Below are 23,250 nucleotides of genomic sequence, written 5' to 3'. Positions count from 1 at the left end.
TGAACGCCCGGCCTGTCGGCCGCTCCCCTCGCGCTACGGCTTCGCCCCGTCGTTCCCTTGGGGCTGGCGGTCAGGCTCGCCTCGGGGGCCTCCCGCCGACCCCGGCCGCCGAAACTGCGCATAATCCGCGCCGATCAGCGACGACAGCCCCGACCCTGTCGGAGCCTCCCCCGGCGGGGCCGCCCGCGCCGCCGCAAACGGGCTCCGCTCCCGCGCCAGCGTCCGCTCCAGCACCTCGCGCCGCCCTTCCGTCACCAGCCGACCATCGGCAAGCTCCTCCACGCGCCCTGCCATCTCCATCACCAGCCGGTCGTGGGTGCAGGTGATAATCGTGATGCCCTCCATCCGCGCAAGGTCCCGCAGCAGCCCGAAGACCGTCGAGGCCGTCGCCGAGTCCAGCTCGCCGGTCGGTTCATCCGCGAGAATCAGCCGTGGGCGCGCCGCCAGCGCACGTGCAATCGCCACCCGCTGCTGCTCCCCGCCCGAAAGCTCATACGGTCGGTGCTCCGCGCGCTTCCTGAGCCCCACGAACGCCAGCGCCTCATCGACCCGCTTCTGCCGCTCCCGGTAGCCGACACCCGCTATCCGCAGCGGAAGCTCCACGTTCTCCCGCGCCGACAGGAGCGGCAGCAGCCCGAACGACTGGAAAATGAACCCGATGGTCCCCCGGCGCAGCCGGTCCAGCTCCCGGTCGCTCATCCGGTCCACCCGCGCGCCATCGACCAGCACCTCGCCGCTCGTCGGGCGGTCGAGGCCCGCAATAAGGTTCAGCAGCGTCGTCTTCCCCGACCCCGACCGCCCGACCAGCGCGAGGAACTCGCCGGGCCCCACCGACAGCGAAACCTCCCGCACCGCCCACACGTCCTCGCCGCCGGCCCGGAACCGCCGCGAAACCGACCGCAGCTCCACCGATGCGCCCTCGCTCACCATGCCGCCCCTTTCAGCCGGACCCGGCGCGTGCCGTCCGGCAGCACTTCGATCCGGCCCTCCCCGAGAATCACCCGCACCCGGTCGTGGATCTCCAGCTCGTCGAGGTACTCCCGCGGGATCTGAAGCCGGCCCGCTGCATCGACCAGCACATACTCCTCGTGCGTGACTTTCGCCTCCGTGCCCTCGAACCGCACCCGCCGGTAGATTTCGGTGCTCGTCCGGCCGTCCCGGATCGCAACGACCCGGTCGACCCGCGCCGCGATGTCGGGGTCGTGCGTCACGATCACGATGGTGGTGCCTAGCTCCTTGTTCAGCGTCCGGAACACCTCGTACACGGTGTCTGCGCCGACCGAATCCAGCTCCCCGGTGGGCTCGTCGGCCAGCAGCAGCGGCGGATTGTTCGCCAGCGCAACTGCAATCGAGACCCGTTGCTGCTCCCCGCCCGAGAGCATCTCCGGCCGGTGGTGCAGCCGGTGCCCCATGAGCACCATCTCGAGCAGCCGCACCGCCCGCTCCCGCGCCTCCCCTGGCGGCACCCCGTCCAGCACCATCGGCACCTCCACGTTCTGCACCGCGTCGAGGTACGGGACGAGGTTCCTGCCCGTCTGCTGCCAGACGAAGCCGACCTGCCGCCGCCGGTACCGCACCATGTCCCTGGCTGACATCGTGAGCAGGTCCTGCCCCCCGACGTAGCACCGCCCCGCCGAGGGCGTGTCCAGTCCCGCGAGGATGTTCAGCAGCGTCGACTTCCCCGAACCGGAGGCGCCCACGATCGCCATGAACTCCCCGCGCCGAACCTTCAGGTCCAGCCCGCGCAGCGCGACCACCTCGAGGTTCGCCGTCTTGTAAATCTTGAACAGGTCCTCGCAGCGGATGTACACGTCATCCCCCTCAGGCTCCTGCCCGGCGGCGAACGTCCGCACCGGTTGCATCTACACCTCCCCAATCCGAAGCGCGCGGTGGACCGCCAGCCGCGTGTACACGGCCGCCAGCGCCGCAATCGTCGCTGCGAACACGGCCGCCAGCGACAGGTACACGGTCAGCACCGCCGGCCAGCTTACCTGCGAAACGAGCGGCGGGACCGGCTCGCTGCCCGATTCGGTCACGCCAAGATACCCGATCATCAGCCGCCCCAGCGGGAAGCCGAGGAATGTCCCGGCCGCGACCCCGGCCGCGATGACGAATAGCTGCTCGAAACTCACCAGCCCCAGCACCTGTCGGCTCGAAAATCCCATCGTCCGCAGGATGGCGAACTCCAGCGCCCGCGCCTGCGCCGCCACGGTCGCGTACACCGCGAAGCCGAGCCCCGTCAGCACCAGCACGGCCCCGAACGACAGAAACAGGATGCCTTCCCAGCTCGCCGCCACGAGCGGGTCCGCCTCCTGCGCCGCCCGCAGAGCCCGCCGGTCGAGCACGCCCTCCGCCTGCACCCCGCGCTCGGCCAGCGCGTCCCGCGTCATCACTTCCGGGTTCGCGCCGCGCAGCCATGCCTCGTTCGGGAAGACCGCATCGGCCAGCCCGGGCACGCCGGTGGCCAGCTCCTGCACCGCAGGCAGCGCAGCCACCAGCAAATAGTCGCTGCCCCGCGGGTCGTGCCCCGGGAAGTAGTCGAACCGTCCGGCTACCCGGGCCTGCACGTACTGCCGGTTCAGGTAGATGGTCAGCTCGTCGCCCGTCTCCAGTGCTGCCCGCTCGAGGAACCGGGATTCTGCCAGCACCGGCAGCGGCGTCGCCGGCCGCGCCGCCCGGAAGCCGAACAGCGGCCCCTGTCCCTGCCCCCGCGTGAACGCAATGCGCGCGGCGTTCCCGCCGTCCCGGCCCGCGCCCGGCGCGAACGACACCGCCCCGGGTTCTGCCTGCGCCTGCCCGGTGATCAGCTGCCACCGCTCGAACGAATCGAACGTCTCCACCGCCGTCCAGCCGCCCCTGTCCGGTCCGCTCCACTGCACCCCGTCAAATACCATCACATCATCGACAAGGATGATCGCCCGCTCCGCCACCGGCGGCGGCGAACCGGCCGTTCGGACGTAGACCGCGTCGAGTTCCTTCGGCGTCGCCGTGCTGTACCGTGTCCCGGCCCCGAACCGCGCCTGCGACGGCTGGGTCAGGTCCGCCGCGAAGAACCGCCAGCCCTCCGTCACCTCCCGCTCCGTCGGCACCAGCGTGTAGTCCCAGAACGTCCCGTTCGGGTCGCGGAGCCGCAGCCCGAGCCGCAGCTGGTTCTCCCCGTACGGCACCCTCGCCCAGGCGCCGATCCACCGCGATCCCGCCGGCACCTCCGGTCCGCGTACGCGTGCCGAAAGGTCGACCTCCAGCCGGTCGAGCAGCTCGCCGAGGTCCGCTCCTGCGAAATCGTCCCGCCAAAACGCCACCCGCTCGAACTCACCCGGCACCACGCCGAGCACCTCGATGCTCACACCCTGGAATGCCGAGAGCAGATACGAACCAGTCAGCCGGCTTGCGGGCGAGACGGTCTCTGCCCCGGTCGCCTGCCCGACCCGCTCGACGAACACCTCCCCCGGCACATTCGCCGGGTTCCGCACGTCCGTCAGCCGCGACTCCGCTCCTGCTTCGTAGGCAGCCCGGTCGTCGTAGCCGCGCTCCAGCGTCGCCCGGTAGCCGGCGGCGAACATCCCCACCGCCGTCGCCAGCAGGAGCAGGAGGATCAGCCGGTTGTACTGCAGGGGGGCTCGGGTCATCCGCGTCAGGCCGAGCGCCACCGTCGCGCTCTCCCACCGCCGCCCGGCCCACGCAAACGCCCCCAGCACCAGCGGGAACAGCCTGAGGAACACCAGCGCCACCATGACCATGAACAGCGTCGGCGACAGCAGCAGCAGCGGGTCTGCAGATAGGTCCCCAAACAGCCGCTCGGTGACCAGGGAGCCGCGCTCCCGCAGCTGGTAGAAGAGGAACGCCCCAACCCCGACCAGCCCCAGGTCGAGGTAGTACTTGAGGAACAGCGGCCTCGTTTGCGGCCGCGCCAGGCTGTGCTTGTAGTCGATGGTGGTCGACCGCGAGGCCCGCCACGCCGGGATGAGCATCGCCGCAAACGCCAGTGCTGCGCCGCCGCCCGCCGCGAGGAAGGCCATCGTCGAAAGCGGTACCTCCAGCGCGGCATCGCCGCTCAGCGGCGCAAACGGCGGGGTGTAGCCCAGCACGGCGATCGCCCCTGCCGCAAGGAAAGGCCCCGCCAGCGCCCCGGCCCCGCAGATGAGCGCCGCCTCGATGCCGTACACCGCAACCACCTGCCCCGGGCTCCCTCCGCGCGAACGGAGCAGGGCAATCTCCCCGTGCTGCCGCTCGACCAGCATCGACGACACCATCACGAGGTAGTACAGCGCGATGCCGACGATTTGCAGCATCAGCGCAAAGAGCGGCAGCCGGGTGAAGAACAGCTTCGACTGGTAGCTCCCAATCACATCCGCCAGCCGCGTCTCGAACACGACGTTCGGAACCGCCTCCCGCAACACCACGGCAAGCGCCCGCGTGCTCCCTTCGACCGCTTTCGCATTCCGCGCATCGATCGCGCCGATGTCCACGAACCCGTACGTCTCGAGCGTGCTGTCCATGTCCGGCAGGTGCGACGCCACCGTCTCCGCCACCGCCGCTTCGTCGACCCAGAACGGATAGGTGTCCCATGTCGTGTCGAGCGCGAAGCGGTCCGTTCGCCCGAACCAGTACGGTTCCTCCGGGTCGCGCGGGGCAACAATCGCCGTGACAACGACCCGCACCGGCGCTGCGTCCTCCCGCCAGAACGGGTGCAGATCGAAGGCGTCGCCCACGCGCACCCCGATCCGGTCCGCCGAAGCTTTGCCGATCGCTGCCTCCAACACGGGCGGCGAACTCCCGGCCGCCGGCAGGCGCGGCCACGCCCCCTCGACCACCTCCACGTGCTCGCGCAGGCCGTCGGCGAACTGGAAATGCCCGCGGGGGCGGTCCGCATCCTGCGGCACCGGCGCGCCGGGCCTCGCCACATAGAACGTCGCGGTCCGCCCGAAGTGCACAACCCCCTCGAGCACGTCCCCGAGGTACTGCTCCAGCAGCCTGTCCACCTGCTCGCGCCGCTGGCGATAGTCCTCCAGTGCCGGCCGCCCTCCGGTCACAACCCGCACGTTCCGCTCCTTCGGTTCCGCGTTCCGCAGTGCGTATCGCAGGCCGAGGTCCCGGATCGCGTCGGAGTAGAGCACGACGCTCGCCATCAGCGCCGACGCCATCACCACGCCCACGAGCACCGTCGCCAGCAGCCGCCGGTTCGCCAGCGCGCGCCGCACGACCATCCCCAGGACCACGAATGCCGTTCGCATCTCGGCGCGAAACCTACCCGAGTTCCCGCGGCCCCGCAAAGCCGCCCCTCCCTCGTGTACAGTTCCCGCGATGCGGAACGCACTCGCAACCTGGCGGCTCTTCTCCCGGCGCACCGGAAGGAACTGGCGCCTGCTCGCCGTGCTCGCGCTGGGCATGCTGATGGCGGCCTCGCTCCTCGCCGCGGCCCCCATCTACGCCCGCACCATGTCCGACCTCGGCCTCACGTTCACGGTCCGCGACCGCCTCGGTGATGCCCCCGGCAACCGGGTCAGCTTCCCCTGGGTGCCCCTCGGCACGCCCGAGGGCGCCGCCCTCCGCGAGGCCGTCGAACGCCGCATCGCCGAGCGCATCGGCTGGTTCTCCCCCTCCGAATCGCGCGTGCTCGTCGGCCCGCGCTTCTTCATCGCCAGGCCCGGCGAAACCCCCGAGCCGCAGGCGCCGATCGGCCAGCTCCAGTCCCTGACCGGCTACGAAGAGCACGTGACGGTCCTTGAAGGTGCCCTCCCGCGTCCCTCCGCGCCCGGTCGCCCGCTCGAAGTCGCCATCTCCCGCGACGCCGCACGCGCCGCCCGGCTCGCCGTCGGCCAGCGTATCGCCCTCGTCGAAGATTTCGACACCTGCGCCCGGGAGATCCCGCGCGAAGACCGCCCTCCGCCCCCGCCCTGCACGCCCACCGCAGGCGTCACCTACACCCTCGAGGCCGTCATCACCGCCATCGTCGAGCCGCGCCTCGCCGACGACCCCTTCTGGGTCGTGCCCGTCGGCCAGGTCTTCGCGCCGTACCGCCTCCTGCCCGGCAACGGCCCCGTTCTGCCGATGTTCGTTCCCGAGGCGACCCTCCTCGAGGGCTTCGGAGCAGTCTTCCCCGCCTACGGCGCCGCGACCGCCTGGCACACCTACGCCCGCCCCGAGTCGCTCTCCCGCCTTACCTTTGACCGCGCCCGCGACGACCTCTCCGCCCTCTACTACGACCTCGAGCCGCTCGGTGGCTCCAGCTTCAGCCCGCTCGGCAACGTGCTCCGCGAGTACGGCCGCTCACAAAGCTACCAGCAGACTCCGCTCACCATCCTCCTGCTCGAAATCACCGCCGTCGCCATCTTCTACGTGATCCTCGTCGCGCTGGTCATCGTCGAGCGCCTCTCCGATGAGGTCGCGCTCTTGCGCAGCCGCGGCGCAACTGTCCTGCAAGTCGGCATCATCAACCTTGCCGAAGGCCTCATCATCGGCGCGCCCATCCTCCCCGTCGCCCCGCTGGTGGCCGCTTCGGGAACCGCCCTGCTCGGGCTCACGCCGACCTTCGAGCCCGTCAACGGCGGTGCGCTCCTGCCCGTCTCCGTGCCGCCGTCCGCCTTTGCCTGGGCCGCTGTTGGCGTCGCCATCTCCATCATCGCGCTGCTCGTGCCCTCGCTCGTTGCGGCCCGCGCTTCGGCCGTTGCCCGCCGCCGCGAACAGGCCCGGCCCGGCCGCCCGTTCGCCCAGCGGTACTACCTCGATCTCGCCCTCGCCGCTGTTGCCGCCCTCCTGCTCTGGGAGCTGCAAGAACGCGGCACCCTCCTCCAGCCGTCGCCCACGGGAGGCGTCACCTCCGACCCGCTCCTGCTCGCCTCGCCTGCCCTCCTGGTGGCCGCCGCTGCCGCCCTGCTGCTCCGGCTCTACCCCATCGCGACCCGGCTTGTGGCCCGCCTGTTCGGCCGCGAAGCCTCCGCCCCGGTCGTCCTCGGGCTCTGGCAGGTCGCCCGCAACCCCGGCCACTCTGCCCGCCTCGCGCTCCTGCTCGCCCTCGCCATCGCGGTTGGCACGTTTGCCGCGAGCTACGCAACCACCGCCTCCGCCACCTTCGAGGAGCGCGCCCGCTTCGAAGCCGGGACCGGCCTCCGCGCTGTCTCCACTGGCAGCGCCGACCTCGGCCAGGACGGCGCAGCCGCGGATGCGCTCCTGCGCGAACGGACCGGCGTCCCGCTCGCCTCGGCGGTCCTCCGCCTCCCCGCGGGGCCGGCGGCTGCAGGCCTGAGCGGCCGCACCTTCCAGGCCCTCGGCGTCAACCCCGACGATGCCCCGCTCCTCCTCTGGTTCCGCGACGACTTCGCTGAACGCCCGCTCCGCGACCTCATGGCTGCTCTCGGCCCGCCCGGGCCGCTCCGCGGCATCCAGCTCCCGCCGGGCACCACGGCAATCTCGGTCGATGTCCGCGCTTCCTCCACCCCGAACCAGATGACCCTCTGGGCGCGCGTCCGCGACGCAGCCGGCTACCACCAGCTCATCGAGTTCGGCACCATCGAACCCGGGGAATGGCGGACTCTCACGGCCCCCATCGCCCGTACCTACGAAGGCCAGCTCCCTGAGCCCCTGGCCCTCGCCGGTCTCGTCATCACCGAGCCGGGCAACCGCTTCAACACGCTCGAGCTGACCATCCAGTTCGACAATCTCGTCGCGGCGACCGCCGCCGGCGCTGCCACAACCCTCGATAGCTTCGATGGCCCGAATCCCGGCTGGACGCCGCTCCCTGCCCGGCTCAACCTCCCGGACCGGTTTGAGCTGGCGCCCGGCGATGGCCGGCCCGGCCAGGTCGGGCAGCTCCGCCGCGCGCCGGGCCAGAGCTCCGAACTCTGGGGGCTCGTCCGCGCCCAGCCCTTCGTGCCCCTGCCCGTCATCGCGACCCGCTCGTTCATCGACGCGACCGGGCTCTCCGTCGGAACCGTGGGCGCCGTCTCGGTCGCCAATGTCACCGTGCCTGTTCGCGTGGCCGGTGAGGTCGAGGCGTTCCCGACCCTCCCATCCGCGGCCGGGCCCGGCATCGTGTTCAACCGCGACCAGCTCATCAGCTGGCTCGGGCTGGCAGGGTCGTCGGCGCCCCGCGGCTTCAACGAGGCGTGGCTTGAGCCGCCCGCCGGCGCCGATGTCGCTGCGCTCGAACAGGTCCTTCGCGGCGAGCCGTTCCGCTTCGGCCTTGTCACCGACCGCTCGCGCGAACTCGCGCGCCTCGAACAGAACCCGCTCATCTCCGCGGGCGGCGCCGGAATCCTCTACCTCGCCTTCGGCGCCCTCCTCCTGCTCGTTGCCGTCGCTCTCCTCGTCTCCCTTTGGCTCGTTGTCCAGCGGCGGAGGACCGAATTCGCCGTCCTCCGATCGCTCGGCCTTTCGCGCGGCGGCGTGGCCCGCGTCCTCGCCCTCGAGTACACCTTCGTCGCCGGCGTCGGCGTCCTCGCCGGGACGGTGCTCGGCCGGCAGGTCGCCGCCCGCATGCTCTCCTTCCTCGACCTCGACGAAGCCGGGCGCCGCGCCGAGCCCTCCTACCTGCTCCGCACCGACTGGCTGCTCGTCTCAGGCAGCCTCGCCGCGGTCGGGCTCGCATTCGTCCTCGCCCTCACTGTTGCCGTGCGCCTCATCGCCCGTACCTCCGACGCACAGGCTCTCCGCACCGAATAGCGGCTACTCCCCCCGCATCACCAGCAGGCCGCGGCCCGGGTCGGGCCGCCCGTCGCGGTCCAGCAGCACGCCCACCCGGTCGCCCGGCTGGAGGGCTTCGACCCCCGTCTCCCGCACCCGGAACACCGGAGCCCCTGGCCCCAGCCACACGGACACTTCGCCTGCGGCGGTCCGGACCGTTGCCCGCCCGTTCTCGACGCCAGTGACCGTCCCCGTGATCAGCGGCAGCGCCGTCGGCTCGCCGAGCGCCTCGTGCCCGCCGAACGGCCCCGCCGGCCCGGCACTGCCGGCATCGCCGACGACGATCGCCCGGATGGCGGCATTCCGCACCTCGTTCGGCACACCGATGATGGCCATGGCTGCGCCGGTCTCCACGGCGTCCGCATCAGCGGGTTCGAGCCGCCATGCGCGCGTTCCCGCCCCGACCGGCAGCTCTGCCACGCCCCCGCCCGAGACAACGAGCCGCCCGGGCTCCGTCCGCACCACCGTCAGCGTCGCATAGCCGACCGTCCGCGGCAGCGTCATCGGGCCGGGGGTCGGCGGCGCGTCTCCGTTCCCGGTCCGCTGTGCCGCAGCGACCACAGCTCCCAGGGCAACGACCACCAAGACCGCCGCCCCAATGGGCAGCACCAGCTGCCGTACTCCCCCGAAGCCGCCGCTGTTGCCGGCCCGTTCCATGCCGGCGATGGTAGACGACCCGCGCCCGCTACGCCTCCTCGATCGTTACTCGGGTAATCGACACCGGGTTTACGGGCCGGTCCTGCGGACCCCGCGGTGCCGTCGCGATCGCGTCCAGCACCTCTTCGCCGCCCGTCAGCTGCCCGAAAATCGTGTAGTTCGGCGGCAGCGGGTAGTCCGCGTGCATGATGAAAAACTGGCTCCCGTTCGTGTTCGGCCCCGCGTTCGCCATCGCGATGGTGCCCCGCAGGTACGGCCGGGTCACCGGCTCATCCTCGAACCGGTAGCCAGGCCCGCCCCGCCCCGTCCCGGTCGGGTCGCCGCCCTGGATGACGAACCCCGGGATGACCCGGTGGAAGATGACCCCGTCGTAAAAGCCCTCGCGCGCAAGGAAGACGAAGTTGTTCACCGTCTTCGGCGCCTCCGCCGGGAAGAACTCCGCCGTCATCGTCCCTGCCGTCGTCTCGATCGTCGCCCGGTACGTCTTCGCCGGGTCGATCACCATCGTCGGCGGCTGTGCCCACTGCTTCGCCATCGCCAAACCTCCTCAGCGTTCCGTCCAGCCTACGCCGGCCCCGCCTTAGCTGCTGCCCCCTCCGGGCAAGCCCCGATCTTAGTTGCTGCTCAGGGACGTCCCGGATATGCATCCGCGGCACGCGCCCGAAGAATCTTGGCAGAAGTTCGTCCACTGGAGTTCCGCATGCCTTCTGCCTCGTCCACCGCGCGTGACCGCCTTGTTCTCACGGTCATCGCGGCCCACGTCCCCGCCGTCGTCATCGTCGCCCTCGCGGTCGGGCAGCTTTCCGCCCTGGCCGCCATCGTTGGCAGCGTCGCCGTCGCGGCTGCGGCCGGGGCCGCCTACTGGCTCGCCGCCGGCCGGATGGGCTTCCGCATCGCCGCTGCAGCCGCCCTCATGGCGATGTCGGGCATGCTCATCGCCGCGTCCGGCGGCGATATCGCCGTCCACTTCCATGTCTTCGTCGTCCTCAGCTTCCTCGTCATCTACTACAGCGCCATTCCCATCCTCGTCGCCGCGGCGGTCATCGCGGTCCACCATCTTGTGGGGAACTACCTGTTCCCGGCCTATGTTTTCGATACCGGAGCATCGCTGGGCATCGTCCTCAAGCACGCTGCATTCGTCGTCCTCGAAGCCGGCGTCACCATCTACGTCGCCGAGCGCGTCCGCCGCAGCGCCGCTGCCATCTCGACGGCAGCAGACCGCCTGGCCGCCGAACAGCTCCCCGCAATGCAGGACGCCTTCGAAGCCGCTGCCCGCGGCGACCTCACCCGCACCTTCGCCTTCGAGCCAGCGCCGGTCGCCATCTCCGGCAGCGACGAAATCAGCGTGATGGCCGGCTCCTTCAACCGCCTTCAGGAGCAGCTCGGCGCCATCGCGCGGGCGGCCGGGCAGATGAACGCCAGCCTTGCCGCCCTGGTCCGTGATGCCGCAGAAAACGCCCGCCGCGTCCTCGAGACCGCTGCCGCCGTCGAATCCTCAGCCGCCGACGTCGCCGGGGCTGCCCATCAGATCGCCCAGGCCTCTGCCGACATTGGGGAGCTGACCGGCCGGCTCGCCGATATCGCCGCCTCAGCCGAGGCAAATCTCGCCCGCGCCGCCGCCGACGCCGACCACGTTGCCGGGACGACCCGCCAAGCGGCCGCCACCGCGACCGACGCCCGCGGCGAGATTGCCGGCATTCACCAGGCGCTCGTCCAGGTGGCTGCGCTCGCCAGCGAGGTCACCGAGGCCACCCGCGGCAGCAGCGAAGCCGCCCGCGACGGCCAGGAGGCGGTACGCCAGGCCGTCGCCTCCATGGCAGCAATCGCCGGCGCAGTCGAGCGGGCCGCCGCCACCGTCAACGAACTCGGCGCCTACGGCGAACAGATCGGCAACATCGTCACCGTCATCGATGAAATCGCCGCCCAGACGAACCTGCTCGCGCTCAATGCCGCCATCGAAGCCGCCAGGGCCGGCGAACAGGGTCGCGGCTTTGCAGTCGTCGCCGAAAACGTCCGCCAGCTCGCCGAGCGCTCCAGCGCCAGCACGCGCGAGATCGCCGACCTCATTGCCCGCATCCAGGAGCGCACCACCGAAGCCGTCACGGCCATGCAGACAGGTGTTGCCGATGTCCGGCAGGGCCGCGATGTGACCGCCCGGGTCGATGCCTCGCTCGGCCAGATCATCGCCAACATCGCCCAGACCAGCGACCGCGTCGATGTCATTGTCCGCCGCATCGGCGAGCTCACCTCGAGCGCAACCGTCCTGGTTGAGGCCGCGTCCTCGCTGGTCTCGACCGCCCGCGAGGCGGAATCCGGCGCGGAAGGCATCGCTGATGCATCGAAGAGCGTCCTGGGCTCGGTCGAGCAGGTCGCGCAGTCTTCATCCGAAACCGCCGCGACGGTCGAAGAGCTCAACGCCTCGACAACCACCCTCGGCGACCGCGCCGCAGCACTCGACCGCGATTCAGCCGCCCTGCGGGAGCTGGCCGAGTCGCTCAGCCGGAGCGTCGGGATGTTCCGGCTCGGCACCTCGGCCCAGCCGGTTCCGCTGGCTCTGGCGGGCGAGCGCCGTGCGGCCTGAGCCCGGCACCTTCGCCTACCGCGCTGCGCTGGCGGTCATCATCCTCGCGATGATGGCCGCCAGCCTCTACGCAGCCTTCGATGTCCAGGCCGGCCGCGCGGCCGCGGGCATCTACCGCTTCGTGTGCGGCTGAAGAGCGGCCCTCAGACCCGCTGCTCCCGCACGCCCTGCGGTACGAGCGCGTCGCTCACGCTCGCCAGCCACTCCCGGATCCAGGGCTCCTCTGCCCGGTGGGGCAGCGCCCGGAGGATGTCCCGGGTGTGGGTCGGGTCGTGGATTGCCACCCCCCAGAGCAGCCCGCCGAACCGCACCTTCGAGGGCGGGATGTCGAGCGCCTTACGGTCGCCCCCGTACAGGATCTCCTGGTCGAGATGGGCATCAGTGAACTCTGCCACCGCCCGCAGCAGCCGCTCCCGGTGCGTCGCGGCCTCGGCCAGCAGCTCCTCGATGGTCCGCTCCGCCCGCGACCGCACGGCCGCCTCGTTCCAGTCGTCGATATCGAACGGGTTCGGAATCGGCGTGTCTGGCAGCGGCGCCTGCTGCCCCACCATCGCTGCAAACCGCGGCACGATCAGTCCGTCGATGGTGCACAGATGGGCGATGTAGTCCTTCACCGTCCAGTGGCTGCCCGGGATGCCGCTGCGAAGCTCCTCCTCGGTGAGCTGGCGGCACAGGTGCTCGAACTGCCGGCGGTGCCGGTTGAACTCGTCGATGACGAGCTGGACGCGCATGTTCATTCGTCGTTCCTCCCGGCTCCGGACTCTACCGGCCCCCGCCCGCGGCTGCCAGTTCGCCTCCGCCCACCGTCCGTGGAACAATTGCCGGCGTGGCCCTCCAGCCCATCCTCCTTCGCAACGTCGCCGTCTTCGATGACGCGGCCCGCACGTTCCGGCCGGGCCTGTCCGTCCTTTGCCGTGACGGCCGCATCGACCGCATCCTCGCCGAACCGCTTCCAGATATCCCCGCGGGAGCACGCGTCATCGACGGGCAGGGCCGCTTCCTCGTCCCGGGCCTCATCGACTGCCATGTCCACCTCACCTCGGGCGGCGACCCCAACGAACTGGCTGCCATGCGCGCCGAGCCCCTGGCCGTCCGCGCCTGGAAGGCCGAGCGCAACGCCGCGGCCACCGTCCGCGCCGGTGTGACGACCGTCCGCGACCTCGGTGCAGCTGACCACCTGAACATCCACCTCGCGCGCGCCGTCGATGCCGGCCTGCTCGAAGGGCCCCGCATCCTTGCCGCCGGGTACGGCGTGACCATGACCGGAGGCCACGGGCATGGCTTCATCGCCGTCGAAGCCGACGGCCCCGATGAGGTCCGGAAGAAAGTCCGCGAGCAGCTCCGCGCAGGCGCCGCGGCCATCAAGCTGTTCGCCAGCGGCGGCGTCATGACCCCAGGGGTCGACCCCCGTTCGCCGAGCTTCACCGTCGAAGAGCTCCGCGCCGGCGTCGAAGAGGCGCACAAGGCCTTCCGCGTCGTCGGCGCCCATGCCCAGGCCACCGAGGGCATCAAGAACGCCATCCTCGCCGGGGTCGACTCCATCGAGCACGGGGTCTGGCTCGATGAAGAAGCCATCGCCATGATGGTTGAGCGCGGCACCTGCCTTGTTGCGACCCTTACCGCCCCCTGGCAGATCGCCCACCGCGGCGTCGAAGCCGGCGTCCCGGCCTACATGGTCGAGAAGGGCTGGCAGGTCCTCGAAGCCCACGAGCAGAGCTTCCGCGCGGCCGTCCGCGCCGGCGTCCGCATCGCCATGGGCACCGACCAGGGCACGCCGTTCAATCGCCCCGGCGAAAACGCCCAGGAGCTCCTCCGCATGGTCCAGCTCGGACTCTCGAATGCCGCCGCCCTTCTCGCCGCAACCGCCTGGGCCGCTGACCTCCTCCGTCTCGCCGACCGCACCGGCCGCATCCGCGAGGGGCTCGATGCCGACCTCCTCCTGCTCGACCGCGACCCGCTCGCCGATATCGCCGTACTGGCAGAACCTGCAGCCATCCGTGCCGTCCTCGCCCGCGGCAAGATCATCTGCACCACCCTTCCCGTAACCACCCCCGAACCGGAGGCCCCATGAGCCAGTTCCAGAAAATCCTCGCCCGCATCCAGCGCCGCGAAGGCCCGTCCATCGGTTTTGGGCGCGTCTCGCGCGAACAGCCCCGCGCCATGGCCCTCGTCGCAGCCGTCCGCACCGCCGCCGAGGCCCGGACTGCCCTCGATGCCGGCGCCGATGCCGTCATCTTCCAGGCCGGGTCGGCTGCCCTTGCAGCCGCGCAGCTGCGCGAGGTTGCTGGTCCAAGGGTCGCCGCCGGCGTCTCGCTCCCCGTCCTCTCCGTCGCCGACGCGGAAACGCTCCGCGAGGCCGGCTGCGATTTCGTCATCAGCCCGCTCGAAACGACCGACTCCGCCGCCGTCGACGTCGAGAAGATGGGCCATCTCGTCGCCGCCGGCGAGTCCATCGAAGACAACACCCTCCGCGCCCTCGGCCCCCTCGGCCTCGACGGCCTTTTCGTCCAGCGCGCCCACGGCCCCATGAAGCTCTCCGAGCAGCTCGGCCTCGTCCGCCTTTCCTCGTTCTCGAATACCGGACTCGTCGTCACCGTCGATCTCGCCGCCTCGGCCGCCGACCTGCGCGTCCTCCGCGACTCCGGCGTCGTCGCCGTGGTCGCACCGGAAGGCGCGAGCCCGGCCGACCTCGCCGCCCTCAACGAGCGTCTCCGCGCCGTCCCGCCGCCCCGCAGGCCGCGCACCGATTCGACCCAGGTCGCCCTCGTCCCCTCGCTGATCGGCGGGCACAACCACGAGGAGGACGAGGACGACGACGAGGAGGAGTAGCGTGCCGCAGATTTCCGTCGAACGCTCCGGCAACGTCGCCACGATCACCATCACGAACCCGCCGCACGGGTTCATGGACGCCGCGACCGTCGCCGAGCTCGATGCCGCAACCGCTGAACTCGACGCCGACCCGGCGGTCCGCGCCATCGTGATCACCGGCGGCGTCCCCGGCGTCTTCATCCGCCACTACTCCGTCCGCGAGCTGGAAACGCTCGCCCGCCAGCTCCGCGAACGCGGCGTCGCCGTCGACCCCGCCCGGCCGGTCCCCCCGCGCGACATCGACCGCGTCTTCGGCCGCCTCGAGACCACGCCCCGGCCCGTCATCGCGGCCATCAACGGTTTCGCCATGGGCGGCGGCTTTGAACTCGCACTCTCATGTGACCTGCGCATCGCCGAAGAAGGCCAGTACGAGCTCGGCCTGCCGGAGGTGCGCCTCGGCATCCTCCCCGGCGCCGGCGGCACCCAGAAGCTCCCCGCGCTCGTCGGGACAGCCCGCGCCCTCGAAATGACCCTCCGCGGCCGCACCGTCGGCCCGGCCGAGGCGCACCGCCTTGGGCTCGTCCACGAACTCGTTCCGCCGGGCCGCGCCCTCGAGCGGGCACACCAGCTCGCCGCCGAAATCGCTGCCCTGCCGCCGCGCGCCGTCGGCCATATCAAGCGGCTGGTGCGCGCGGCCGGCGCCGTCCCCCGCGACGAAGGGCTCGCCCTCGAACGCACCCTCTTCCTCGACCTCCTCCTCTCCGACGAGGCGCTCGAACGCATGTCGCGGATGAACGCCGATGACCGCGACATCCGCGACGCCTGACGCCCCGGCCGCCCGCGAAGCCCTCGCCGCGTGGTACGCCGTCAACGGCCGCCACGACCTGCCGTGGCGGCAGATCCGCGACCCATACGCGGTCCTCGTCTCCGAGGTGATGCTCCAGCAAACCCAGGTCGAGCGCGTGCTCCCGTACTACCGCGCCTGGCTCGAACGCTGGCCCACATTCGATGCCCTGGCCGCTGCTGCCCCTGCCGACGTCATCACCGCCTGGCGCGGACTCGGCTACAACCGCCGCGCGCTCGCTCTCCGCGCCGCCGCCCGGGCCGTCGTCGAGCGCCACGGCGGCAGCTTCCCCTGGGAGCCGCAGGAGCTCCTCGCGCTGCCCGGCGTCGGCCCGTACACGGCCGCAGCGCTTCGGGCCTTCGTCCGTGACGAGCCCGTGGCCGTCCTCGATACCAACATCGCCCGCGTCGTGACCCGCTTCGTCCTGGGCGCCCCATCCCACCGCGAAGTTCCCGCCGCCCCGTTGCATGCAGCAGCCGCCGCCCTGGTCCCGCCCGCCGGCGCCCGCGACCACAACCTCGCGCTCATGGACCTCGGCGCCCTCGTCTGCACCGCGCGCAATCCGGACTGCGGCGGGTGCCCGCTCGCACCGGCGTGCGCCTGGCGGGCTGCAGGCTGCCCGCCGCCCGAAGCCTCCGCCCGACGGCCTGCTGTCCGATTTGAAGCGACTGCCCGCTTCGCCCGCGGCCGCCTCGTCGACCGCCTCCGCAGCGGCCCCGCAGACGAGGCGGAGCTCGCCGCCATCCTGCCCGAGTCCCACCGCCCCCGGCTCGCCGAATACCTCGCCGCCCTCGAGGCAGAAGGGCTCGTGGCGCAGATCGGGGCCGGTGCCTGGGCCCTCCCGGCCTAGGTCCCTTCCTGCCAGCTCGAGAGGTAGCGCTGCTGCTCCTCGGTCAGGTAGTCGATCTGGACGCCCATCGCGTGCAGCTTCAGCCGCGCGATCTCTTCGTCCACTTCGTGCGGAATTTCGTACACCTTCTTCTCGAGCTTCTGCGCGTTCTGCGCGATCCACTCCGCCCCGAGCGCCTGGTTCGCGAACGACATGTCCATGACTGCCGCCGGGTGCCCCTCGGCCGCTGCCAGGTTCACCAGCCGCCCTTCGCCGAGCAGGTACAGCCGTCGTCCGTCCTGCAGCCGGTACTCGTCGACCGAAGCGCGGACCTGCCGCTTCCCCTCGCTCAGCGCCTGCAGCGCCTTCAGGTTGATTTCGCTGTCGAAGTGGCCGCTGTTGGCGAGGATGGCGCCGTCCTTCATCGCTTCGAGATGCTGCCGGTCAATCACGTTGATGTCGCCCGTCAGCGTCACGAAGATGTCCCCAATTTTCGCCGCCTCGGCCATCGGCATCACCCGGTAGCCGTCCATCACCGCCTCCAGCGCCTTCACAGGGTCGACCTCCGTCACGATGACCTGTGCGCCCATGCCCCGCGCCCGGGCTGCAACCCCGCGCCCGCACCAGCCGTAGCCGGCCACCACGAACGTCTTCCCGGCAAGCAGGATGTTCGTCGCCCGGATGATGCCGTCGACGGTCGACTGGCCCGTCCCGTACCGGTTATCGAAGAGGTGCTTGGTGTCCGCCTCGTTCACCGCCACGATCGGGTAGCCGAGCGCCCCCGCGGCCGCCATCGCCCGCAGCCGGATGACGCCCGTCGTCGTCTCCTCGGTCCCGCCGACCACCCCTGCCAGCAGGTCCCGCCGCTCCTTGTGCAGCGTAGCGACCACGTCCGCGCCGTCGTCCATCGTCAGCTGCGGGCCGTGCTCCAGCGCCTGGTGGATGTGCCGGTAGTACGTCTCGTTGTCCTCGCCGCAGATGGCGAAGACCGGGATCCCGTACTCCTCCACCAGCGCCGCAGCCACGTCGTCCTGGGTCGAAAGCGGGTTGCTTGCGCACAGCCGCAGGTCGGCGCCGCCGTCGCGCAGCGTAATCGCCAGGTTCGCGGTCTCCGTCGTGACGTGCAGGCAGGCCGTCATCCGGATGCCGCGCAGCGGCTTCTCCCGCTGGAAGCGTTCGCGGATAAGCCGCAACACCGGCATCTCGCGCGCGGCCCATTCGATGCGCCGGACGCCCTCCGGCGCAAGGCGGGGGTTGGCAATGTCACACGGGATCGACAAACCGGGGCTCCTCGGTGGTCTCGAACACCACGCTAATCGTGCAGAGTTACGAAAGCACCATCATACTTCCGGCCCCGGATAGCGGCACGAAGCCTCCGCAGGCTTGCCCCCAGCCCCGAGGGGTCCCGCCGCGTCGCGCTCGCCTCCAGCAGCTGGCACGCCTCCCGGTAGCCCAGCCGGACGTACGCCGCGACCGCAGGCGTGTTCCTCGGGTCAACCGTCAGCACGACATAATCACAGTAGTCGAGCAGCGCCTCCGTCACTGCGCTCGTTGCCGCCGTCGCATACCCCCGCCCGCGGTACGCAGGGTGCGTGAACACATTCCCAACCACGGCCACGCCCTCCTGCCGCGAAACGACGTGCGTCCCGGCAATGGCCACCAGCCGCCCCTCCGCCACGACCCCCCGGTACACCCCCGTATCGATGTGCTCGGGGATGTAGTAGCTCGGCCCGTTCTCGCTCCCGTACAGGGCGTTGATCTTCCGGATGTCGAAACCGCTGAGCGGGACTGCCTCGGGCTCCCGCACGGGCCGAAACCGCTCGCGCGTCACCACCATCCGCACCATCGGCTGCTGCGTCGCCAGTCGGTAGACCCGCTTCAGCACATCGAGGTGCTGCGGCTGGCAGGTGACGTACGTTTGCGCCGTGCCCGGGTGAATCGAGAGTGTCGCATGCACCGCGTCCGGGTCGCCCATCACGAAGGTGGCATCGCCCAGCCCGCCCCGGCTGTGCAGCACCAGCCCCACCCCCGTCGTCCCCCGAGCGAGGTACCACTGCGTCCGCGCGAACAGCTCCGGCTCCAGCTGGCCCAGCGCATACGCGGTGTACTCCACCCGCGCCCGCAGCAGCGGCCGGATTTCGTCGGGGTCGCGCAGCTGCCGCACCACGTAGTCCAGCCGCCGAGCCGGAACCCCCTGCAGCCGCAGCTCGCGCTCCGCCATCAGCCGTCGACCTCGAAGTGCGTCAGCGCGCGGAACTGGCGGTACCGCTGCTCCACCTCGTCCCGCTCGAGCGTCAGCAGGCGCGACGGCCCGAATCCTTCGACGCAGAATGACGCCACGGTCGACCCGTAGATGATCGCCCTCCGAATCTCCCGCTGGTTCACGGTCGCCACCGAATCGAGGTAGCCCAGGAAGCCGCCGGCAAACGCATCGCCCGCCCCGGTCGGGTCGACGACCTCCTCGAGGGGGTAGCCCGGGGCCACAAAGTAGTCTTCGCCGCTGATGTACGCCGCGCCGTATTCGCCGAGCTTAATAATCACCGCCCTGGTGCCTCCGTCGAGAAGCGCCCGCCCTGCTCTGGCGATACTCGGCACGCCGGCCAGCTCCCGCGCCTCGCTCTCGTTGATAGACACGAAATCGGCCGCCCGGATCGCCTTCATCAGCTCATCCCGCGCGCCGTCGATGAAGAACTTGATGGTGTCCACCATCCGCGCCCGGGCGCCTGGAACCATCGCCATCAGCCGCTGCTGCAGCACCGGGTCGCCGGCCGCTGCGAACAGCGCAGTCGAATCCTCCCACCCCGCCGGCAGCTTCGGCTCCCAGTTCGCGTTCACGCCCAGCACGGTGTACAGCGTGTCGCGGCTGTTCATGTCGTAGTGGTAGCGGCCGCCCCACCGGCTCGTCTCGCCGCCCGCCACGACCTCCAGCCCGGCAAGGTCGATGCCCGGCCGCTCGAGCGCCTTCCGCATTGCGTCCGGGAAGTCCTCGCCGACCGCCGCCAGGAGCCGGACCTCGGTGAAAAGCGATGCCGCGAGCGCCGCGCACGTCGCCGACCCGCCGAGCGAGCCCTCCCGCCGCTCGAAGGGCGTCTCGATCTCGTCGATCGCCACCCATCCCGCGACAAGGAGGCTCATCTGCTGCCCCCGAGCCACCGCGCAAGGATCGGCGCCAGCCGCTCGCGCACCTCCGCAGGCACCGCCTCACGCCCGCCCACGATGGCCGCATCGAGCGCCGTTGCGCACGGGCAGCCGCTCCGCTCGGGCAGCCGCTGCACCAGCTGGCGGACCGCGTGCTGGCTCACCGCAACGTTCCTCTGCAGTGTCGCGAACACGGTCGCGGCATCGACCGCCTCCTCGGTCTCATGCCAGCAATCGTAATCCGTCACACAGGCGAGCGTCGCGTAGCAGAGCTCCGCCTCGCGCGCCAGCTTCGCCTCCGGCAGCGCCGTCATGCCGATGAGGTCTGCGCCCCATGCCCGGTGCAGCTCGCTCTCCGCCCGTGTCGAGAACGCCGGACCCTGCATCACCACGTACACGCCGCCGTCGTGGACCGTCGCCCCGGCCGCCAGCGCGGCCTCCAGCGCGGCGGCCCGCATCCGCGCACAGAACGGTTCCGCGAAGCTGATGTGCGCGACCAGTCCGTCGCCGAAGAACGTCGAGGGCCGGCCCCACGTCCGGTCGATGAGCTGCGACGGCACCACCAGGTGCCCCGGGGCCAGCCACTCCCGCAGGCTCCCGACCGCCGACACTGAAATCACCCGCTCCACACCGAGCGACTTCAGCGCCCAGAAATTCGCCCGCTGCGGCAGCTCCGAAGGCAGGATCGTGTGCCGTCGGCCGTGCCGGGCCAGGAACGCGACCCGCGTGCCCTCCAGCGTGCCGATGCGAATCCGGTCGCTCGGCGCACCGTACGGCGTCTCGACCTCCACCTCCTCGATGTCCGTCAGCCCCGGCATCTCGTAGAAGCCGGACCCGCCGATCACCGCCAGCGGTATCCGTTCCGCGGTCATGTGCCAAACCCCGCAGGTGTGTGTGCGACCAGCGCCTGGAGCCCGGGGCCGTACGGCGGCCGGACGACGCCCCGCTCGGTGATGATCGCCGCGATCAGACTCGCCGGCGTCACGTCGAACGCGGGGTTCCACGCATCGACCCCGTCCGGGCTCCAGCGCTGGCCCCCGAATCCCCCGACCTCCTCCGCGCTGCGGAACTCGATCGGGATGGCCGAACCATCCGCGCACCCCGGGTCGATCGTGCTCACCGGCGCCGCGATGAAAAACGGGACCCCTGCGTGCGCAGCCGCCAGCGCCAGCCCGAGCGTGCCGACCTTGTTCGCTGTGTCACCGTTCAGCGCAATCCGGTCCGCACCGGTCACGACAGCCGACACCCTCCCCGAGGCCGCCAGCGCAGCGGCCGCCGTATCCGGCAGCAGCACGGCCGGGATGCCGGACTTCACAAGCTCCCACGTCGTCAGGCGCGCACCCTGGAGCAGCGGACGCGTCTCCGTCACGTAGCAGCGCGCCAGCCGCCCCGCAGCAAAGGCTGCCCTGACCACGCCCAGCGCCGTTCCGATGCCTCCGGTGGCGAGCGTCCCGGTGTTGCAGTGGGTGAGCACGTCGCCCGGCGGGAGGACTGTCAGCCCGTTCCGCGCAATCGCCTCGTCTTCGGCCTGCCGCCGGGCCAGGTACGCCGCGCAAAACGCCCAGGCTGCTGCCGCGCGCTCTTCCGCCGCCTGGCCCAGCACCGCTGCCGCGCAGCACGCCGCACCCGTTGCCAGCTCAACCGCGGTGGGCCTGACCCGCCCAATGCGCGCTGCCGCCTCCCGGATCGCCGCCTCGCCGGGGTCCCGCTCGGCTGCAATCGCCACCCCGGCCGCCCCGCACAGCCCCAGCAGGGGCGCTCCCCGCACACGCAGGCTCCGGATCGCCTCCTCCAGCGTCTCGAGGTCCCCGATCGTCAGCCAGTGCTCCTCGTGCGGCAGGCGCGACTGGTCGAGCACCCGCAGCGCCGGTCGCTCCAGCGCGATAACCGGAAATGGCGCAGCCACCTCACGCTTCCTCGAACGTCATCAGCGTATCGACACGGTACCCGGCGAGCCGCTCCCGCCCGCCCAGCCCGGCAAGTTCGATGAGGAACCCTGCCCCGGCCACGTTCGCGCCCAGCAATTCGACCAGCTTCGCCGCTGCCAGCGCCGTTCCCCCGGTTGCCAGCACGTCGTCGACGATGTACGCCGCGGTGCCCGGCTCGAGCGCGTCCTGGTGGATGTCCAGCCGCGACTCACCGTATTCCAGCGCATACTCGACGGTCAGCCGTGCGGCCGGCAGCTTCCCCTCCTTCCGGATGGGAACGAACGGCAGCCCCAGCCGATCGGCCAGCGGTGCTCCGAAGAGAAACCCCCTCGACTCGATCCCGACGATTGCCCCCGGCCGAACGGCCTCCGCTGCCGCTGCCATCGCATCGATCGCTGCGCGGAACGCTGCGGCGTTCCCCAGCAGGGGCGTGATGTCGCGGAACAGGATCCCCGGCCGCGGAAAGTCCGGGATGGTGCGGATGTAGCGCTGCAGCTCCACGGGCCGCATTGTACTCCGGCCCGCCGCGCCGCCTATCCCGCGACGAACCCCAGCTGCTCCCAGCGCGCGCCGAGCAGCTCCTCGTGCGGCACCCCGAGCCAGCCTTCGATGACCGTCGCATATACCCGCCGGAAGTCGGTCGTGTAGCCGAGGTTCCCGTTGTCGACCAGTCGCTCGAGGCTCGGCGGGTCACCAAAGAGCCCCCCGCGCACGCGGCTCCCCAGCGCAAACATCACGCTGCTGGCGCCGTGGTCGGTTCCCCCGTTCGCGTTCTCGGCCACCCTCCGCCCGAACTCGCTCCACGTGAGAACCAGCACGTCATCCGCCCGGCCGTGCGCTTCCAGGTCCGCCTGGAACGCCGTCAGCCCTTCATCAAGCACCTGCATCAGCTCCCCGTGGTCCGCAGCCTGGTTCGCGTGCGTGTCGAACCCGCCGAGGGTGATGTGCCCGACCCGGACCCCCAGCCCCCCGACAATCGCCTCTGCGAGCAACGACAGCCCCCCGCCGAACGAGGTTTCAGGGTAAGCGACAGCCGGCCGGTAACGGCGCGCCGCCTCCGCCAGCGCTGCACTGCTCGCCACCGCCGCCTCTACGGTGGTCTCCAGCAGCACGCCGTACGGGGACTGTGCCGGGTACTGCTCGTACAGCTTGAGCAACGTCCGCGTCCTCGGCTCCGAAGCGTCTGCCGGCTTGCCCCGCACCTTGAATCCGTAGTCGGCAGGGTCCTGGACAGAGGGGATGCTCACCGCCGGCGTTTCCAGCTCGGCCGGTGTCGAACTGCCGATGTTGAAGCCGAGGAACGGGTCGTGTTGCTCGCTCTCGAGCTTCTCCAGGGTTCGCCCGAGCCACCCATGGTCCAGCTTCAGTTCCGGGTCGCCCGCCTGCCAGATCGCCATCGACTTGAAGTGGCTGTAATCCTGGTTCGGGTAACCCACCCCGCGCACGACCGCCAGCTTGCCCTCATCCCAGGCCCGCTTCAGCCCCGCAAGGTTCGGGTGGAGCCCGTAGCCCTCCGCCAGCGGCAGCACCGCTTCCTCGGGAATCGCGAGGGTCTTTCGCGCCGAGCGGTACGCGCCGGAGCCCGCCGGGACGACGGTGTTGAGGCCGTCGTTGCCTCCTGCAAGCTGCACAAGAATCAAAATGCGCCCCGCCGCTGCCGGGTTCGTGGCGTCTTCGTGCTGCGCCGCAAACGCCACCGCGCCCTTGAGCAGCGACTGCGCCGTCGTCCCGATGCTGACCAGCGCGACCCCGCCCTTGATGAAATCCCTTCGACTGAGCATCG

General features: G+C 71.0%; 20 protein-coding genes. 7 read left to right on the top strand and 13 right to left on the bottom strand.

Features of this window, described 5'->3' with window-relative positions; translation table 11 throughout:
• Nucleotides 1-33 precede the first annotated feature (33 nt).
• The 3 genes from Tbon_RS01630 to Tbon_RS01620 are packed head-to-tail and all read right to left on the bottom strand — an operon-like array spanning nucleotide 34 to nucleotide 5,234.
• Entirely contained in the window at nucleotides 34-930 is an 897-nt protein-coding gene (locus Tbon_RS01630) for an ABC transporter ATP-binding protein (protein ID WP_158065994.1), read from the bottom strand.
• Nucleotides 924-1,862, bottom strand: a complete 939-nt coding sequence (locus Tbon_RS01625) for an ATP-binding cassette domain-containing protein (protein WP_158065993.1) — start codon at nucleotides 1,860-1,862, stop codon at nucleotides 924-926. Before Tbon_RS01625 ends, Tbon_RS01630 begins: the two co-directional genes overlap by 7 nt.
• A complete protein-coding gene (locus Tbon_RS01620) occupies nucleotides 1,863-5,234 on the bottom strand; it encodes an ABC transporter permease (RefSeq protein ID WP_192498050.1) in 3,372 nt (1,123 codons plus the stop codon). It lies immediately after the preceding gene.
• 70 nt (nucleotides 5,235-5,304) lie between these two features.
• On the opposite strand from Tbon_RS01620, the gene Tbon_RS01615 reads away from it, so the two are divergent.
• Complete coding sequence (locus tag Tbon_RS01615) at nucleotides 5,305-8,661, top strand: ABC transporter permease (RefSeq protein WP_158065991.1); 3,357 nt, start codon at nucleotides 5,305-5,307, stop codon at nucleotides 8,659-8,661.
• Between the two features lie 3 nt (nucleotides 8,662-8,664).
• On the opposite strand, the gene Tbon_RS01610 is transcribed toward Tbon_RS01615, so the two are convergent.
• The gene (locus Tbon_RS01610) at nucleotides 8,665-9,339 is read right to left on the bottom strand and encodes a hypothetical protein (RefSeq protein WP_158065990.1); all 675 of its coding nucleotides are present in this window, start codon (nucleotides 9,337-9,339) and stop codon (nucleotides 8,665-8,667) included.
• A gap of 28 nt (nucleotides 9,340-9,367) precedes the next feature.
• Entirely contained in the window at nucleotides 9,368-9,874 is a 507-nt protein-coding gene (locus Tbon_RS01605; RefSeq protein ID WP_318655377.1) for a peptidylprolyl isomerase, read from the bottom strand.
• Between the two features lie 165 nt (nucleotides 9,875-10,039).
• On the opposite strand from Tbon_RS01605, the gene Tbon_RS01600 reads away from it, so the two are divergent.
• On the top strand, nucleotides 10,040-11,920 hold the full coding sequence (locus tag Tbon_RS01600) for a methyl-accepting chemotaxis protein (protein ID WP_158065989.1): 1,881 nt from the start codon (nucleotides 10,040-10,042) through the stop codon (nucleotides 11,918-11,920).
• Nucleotides 11,910-12,053 (top strand): hypothetical protein, encoded by a 144-nt coding sequence (locus Tbon_RS13655; protein WP_192498049.1) that lies wholly within the window; start codon nucleotides 11,910-11,912, stop codon nucleotides 12,051-12,053. The genes Tbon_RS01600 and Tbon_RS13655 overlap by 11 nt, the downstream gene beginning before the upstream one ends.
• A gap of 10 nt (nucleotides 12,054-12,063) precedes the next feature.
• Here Tbon_RS13655 and Tbon_RS01595 read toward each other — a convergent pair whose 3' ends face one another.
• On the bottom strand, nucleotides 12,064-12,657 hold the full coding sequence (locus Tbon_RS01595; RefSeq protein WP_158065988.1) for a DinB family protein: 594 nt from the start codon (nucleotides 12,655-12,657) through the stop codon (nucleotides 12,064-12,066).
• Nucleotides 12,658-12,746: 89 nt separating this feature from the next.
• Between Tbon_RS01595 and Tbon_RS01590 the strand changes: the two genes are divergently transcribed.
• The 4 genes from Tbon_RS01590 to Tbon_RS01575 are packed head-to-tail and all read left to right on the top strand — an operon-like array spanning nucleotide 12,747 to nucleotide 16,422.
• Nucleotides 12,747-13,991 carry a metal-dependent hydrolase family protein gene (locus tag Tbon_RS01590; RefSeq protein WP_192498048.1) on the top strand — a complete coding sequence of 415 codons (1,245 nt, stop codon included), beginning with the start codon at nucleotides 12,747-12,749 and terminating at the stop codon, nucleotides 13,989-13,991.
• Complete coding sequence (locus Tbon_RS01585) at nucleotides 13,988-14,749, top strand: hypothetical protein (protein ID WP_158065986.1); 762 nt, start codon at nucleotides 13,988-13,990, stop codon at nucleotides 14,747-14,749. Before Tbon_RS01590 ends, Tbon_RS01585 begins: the two co-directional genes overlap by 4 nt.
• A 1-nt stretch (nucleotide 14,750) precedes the next feature.
• Nucleotides 14,751-15,554 (top strand): enoyl-CoA hydratase/isomerase family protein, encoded by an 804-nt coding sequence (locus Tbon_RS01580; RefSeq protein ID WP_158065985.1) that lies wholly within the window; start codon nucleotides 14,751-14,753, stop codon nucleotides 15,552-15,554.
• Nucleotides 15,529-16,422 (top strand): HhH-GPD family protein, encoded by an 894-nt coding sequence (locus tag Tbon_RS01575; RefSeq protein WP_158065984.1) that lies wholly within the window; start codon nucleotides 15,529-15,531, stop codon nucleotides 16,420-16,422. Before Tbon_RS01580 ends, Tbon_RS01575 begins: the two co-directional genes overlap by 26 nt.
• On the opposite strand, the gene ahcY is transcribed toward Tbon_RS01575, so the two are convergent.
• From ahcY to Tbon_RS01540, 7 genes are read right to left on the bottom strand one after another with little or no spacing between them, the layout of a single operon-like run.
• On the bottom strand, nucleotides 16,419-17,675 hold the full coding sequence (gene ahcY / locus Tbon_RS01570; protein WP_158068214.1) for an adenosylhomocysteinase: 1,257 nt from the start codon (nucleotides 17,673-17,675) through the stop codon (nucleotides 16,419-16,421). The two genes, Tbon_RS01575 and ahcY, sit on opposite strands and share 4 nt — an antisense overlap.
• 38 nt (nucleotides 17,676-17,713) lie before the next feature.
• A complete protein-coding gene (locus Tbon_RS01565) occupies nucleotides 17,714-18,622 on the bottom strand; it encodes a GNAT family N-acetyltransferase (protein ID WP_158065983.1) in 909 nt (302 codons plus the stop codon).
• Nucleotides 18,622-19,536 carry a PfkB family carbohydrate kinase gene (locus Tbon_RS01560; RefSeq protein WP_158065982.1) on the bottom strand — a complete coding sequence of 305 codons (915 nt, stop codon included), beginning with the start codon at nucleotides 19,534-19,536 and terminating at the stop codon, nucleotides 18,622-18,624. Before Tbon_RS01560 ends, Tbon_RS01565 begins: the two co-directional genes overlap by 1 nt.
• Nucleotides 19,533-20,411 carry an S-methyl-5'-thioadenosine phosphorylase gene (gene mtnP, locus Tbon_RS01555; protein WP_158065981.1) on the bottom strand — a complete coding sequence of 293 codons (879 nt, stop codon included), beginning with the start codon at nucleotides 20,409-20,411 and terminating at the stop codon, nucleotides 19,533-19,535. Before mtnP ends, Tbon_RS01560 begins: the two co-directional genes overlap by 4 nt.
• Nucleotides 20,408-21,445, bottom strand: coding sequence for an S-methyl-5-thioribose-1-phosphate isomerase (gene mtnA / locus Tbon_RS01550; protein ID WP_158065980.1), 1,038 nt, complete (start codon nucleotides 21,443-21,445; stop codon nucleotides 20,408-20,410). The genes mtnP and mtnA overlap by 4 nt, the downstream gene beginning before the upstream one ends.
• A 1-nt stretch (nucleotide 21,446) precedes the next feature.
• Complete coding sequence (locus tag Tbon_RS01545; RefSeq protein ID WP_158065979.1) at nucleotides 21,447-21,977, bottom strand: adenine phosphoribosyltransferase; 531 nt, start codon at nucleotides 21,975-21,977, stop codon at nucleotides 21,447-21,449.
• 23 nt (nucleotides 21,978-22,000) lie between these two features.
• Nucleotides 22,001-23,248: a DUF1501 domain-containing protein gene (locus Tbon_RS01540; RefSeq protein WP_158065978.1), complete on the bottom strand. Its 1,248-nt coding sequence runs from the start codon at nucleotides 23,246-23,248 to the stop codon at nucleotides 22,001-22,003.
• Between the last annotated feature and the right edge of the window lie 2 nt (nucleotides 23,249-23,250).

The sequence above is a fragment of the Tepidiforma bonchosmolovskayae genome (genome assembly GCF_008838325.1).
Lineage (GTDB): Bacteria > Chloroflexota > Dehalococcoidia > Tepidiformales > Tepidiformaceae > Tepidiforma > Tepidiforma bonchosmolovskayae.
Note: the sequence above shows the minus strand (reverse complement) of the source record. Positions and strands in the feature narration are given on the sequence as shown.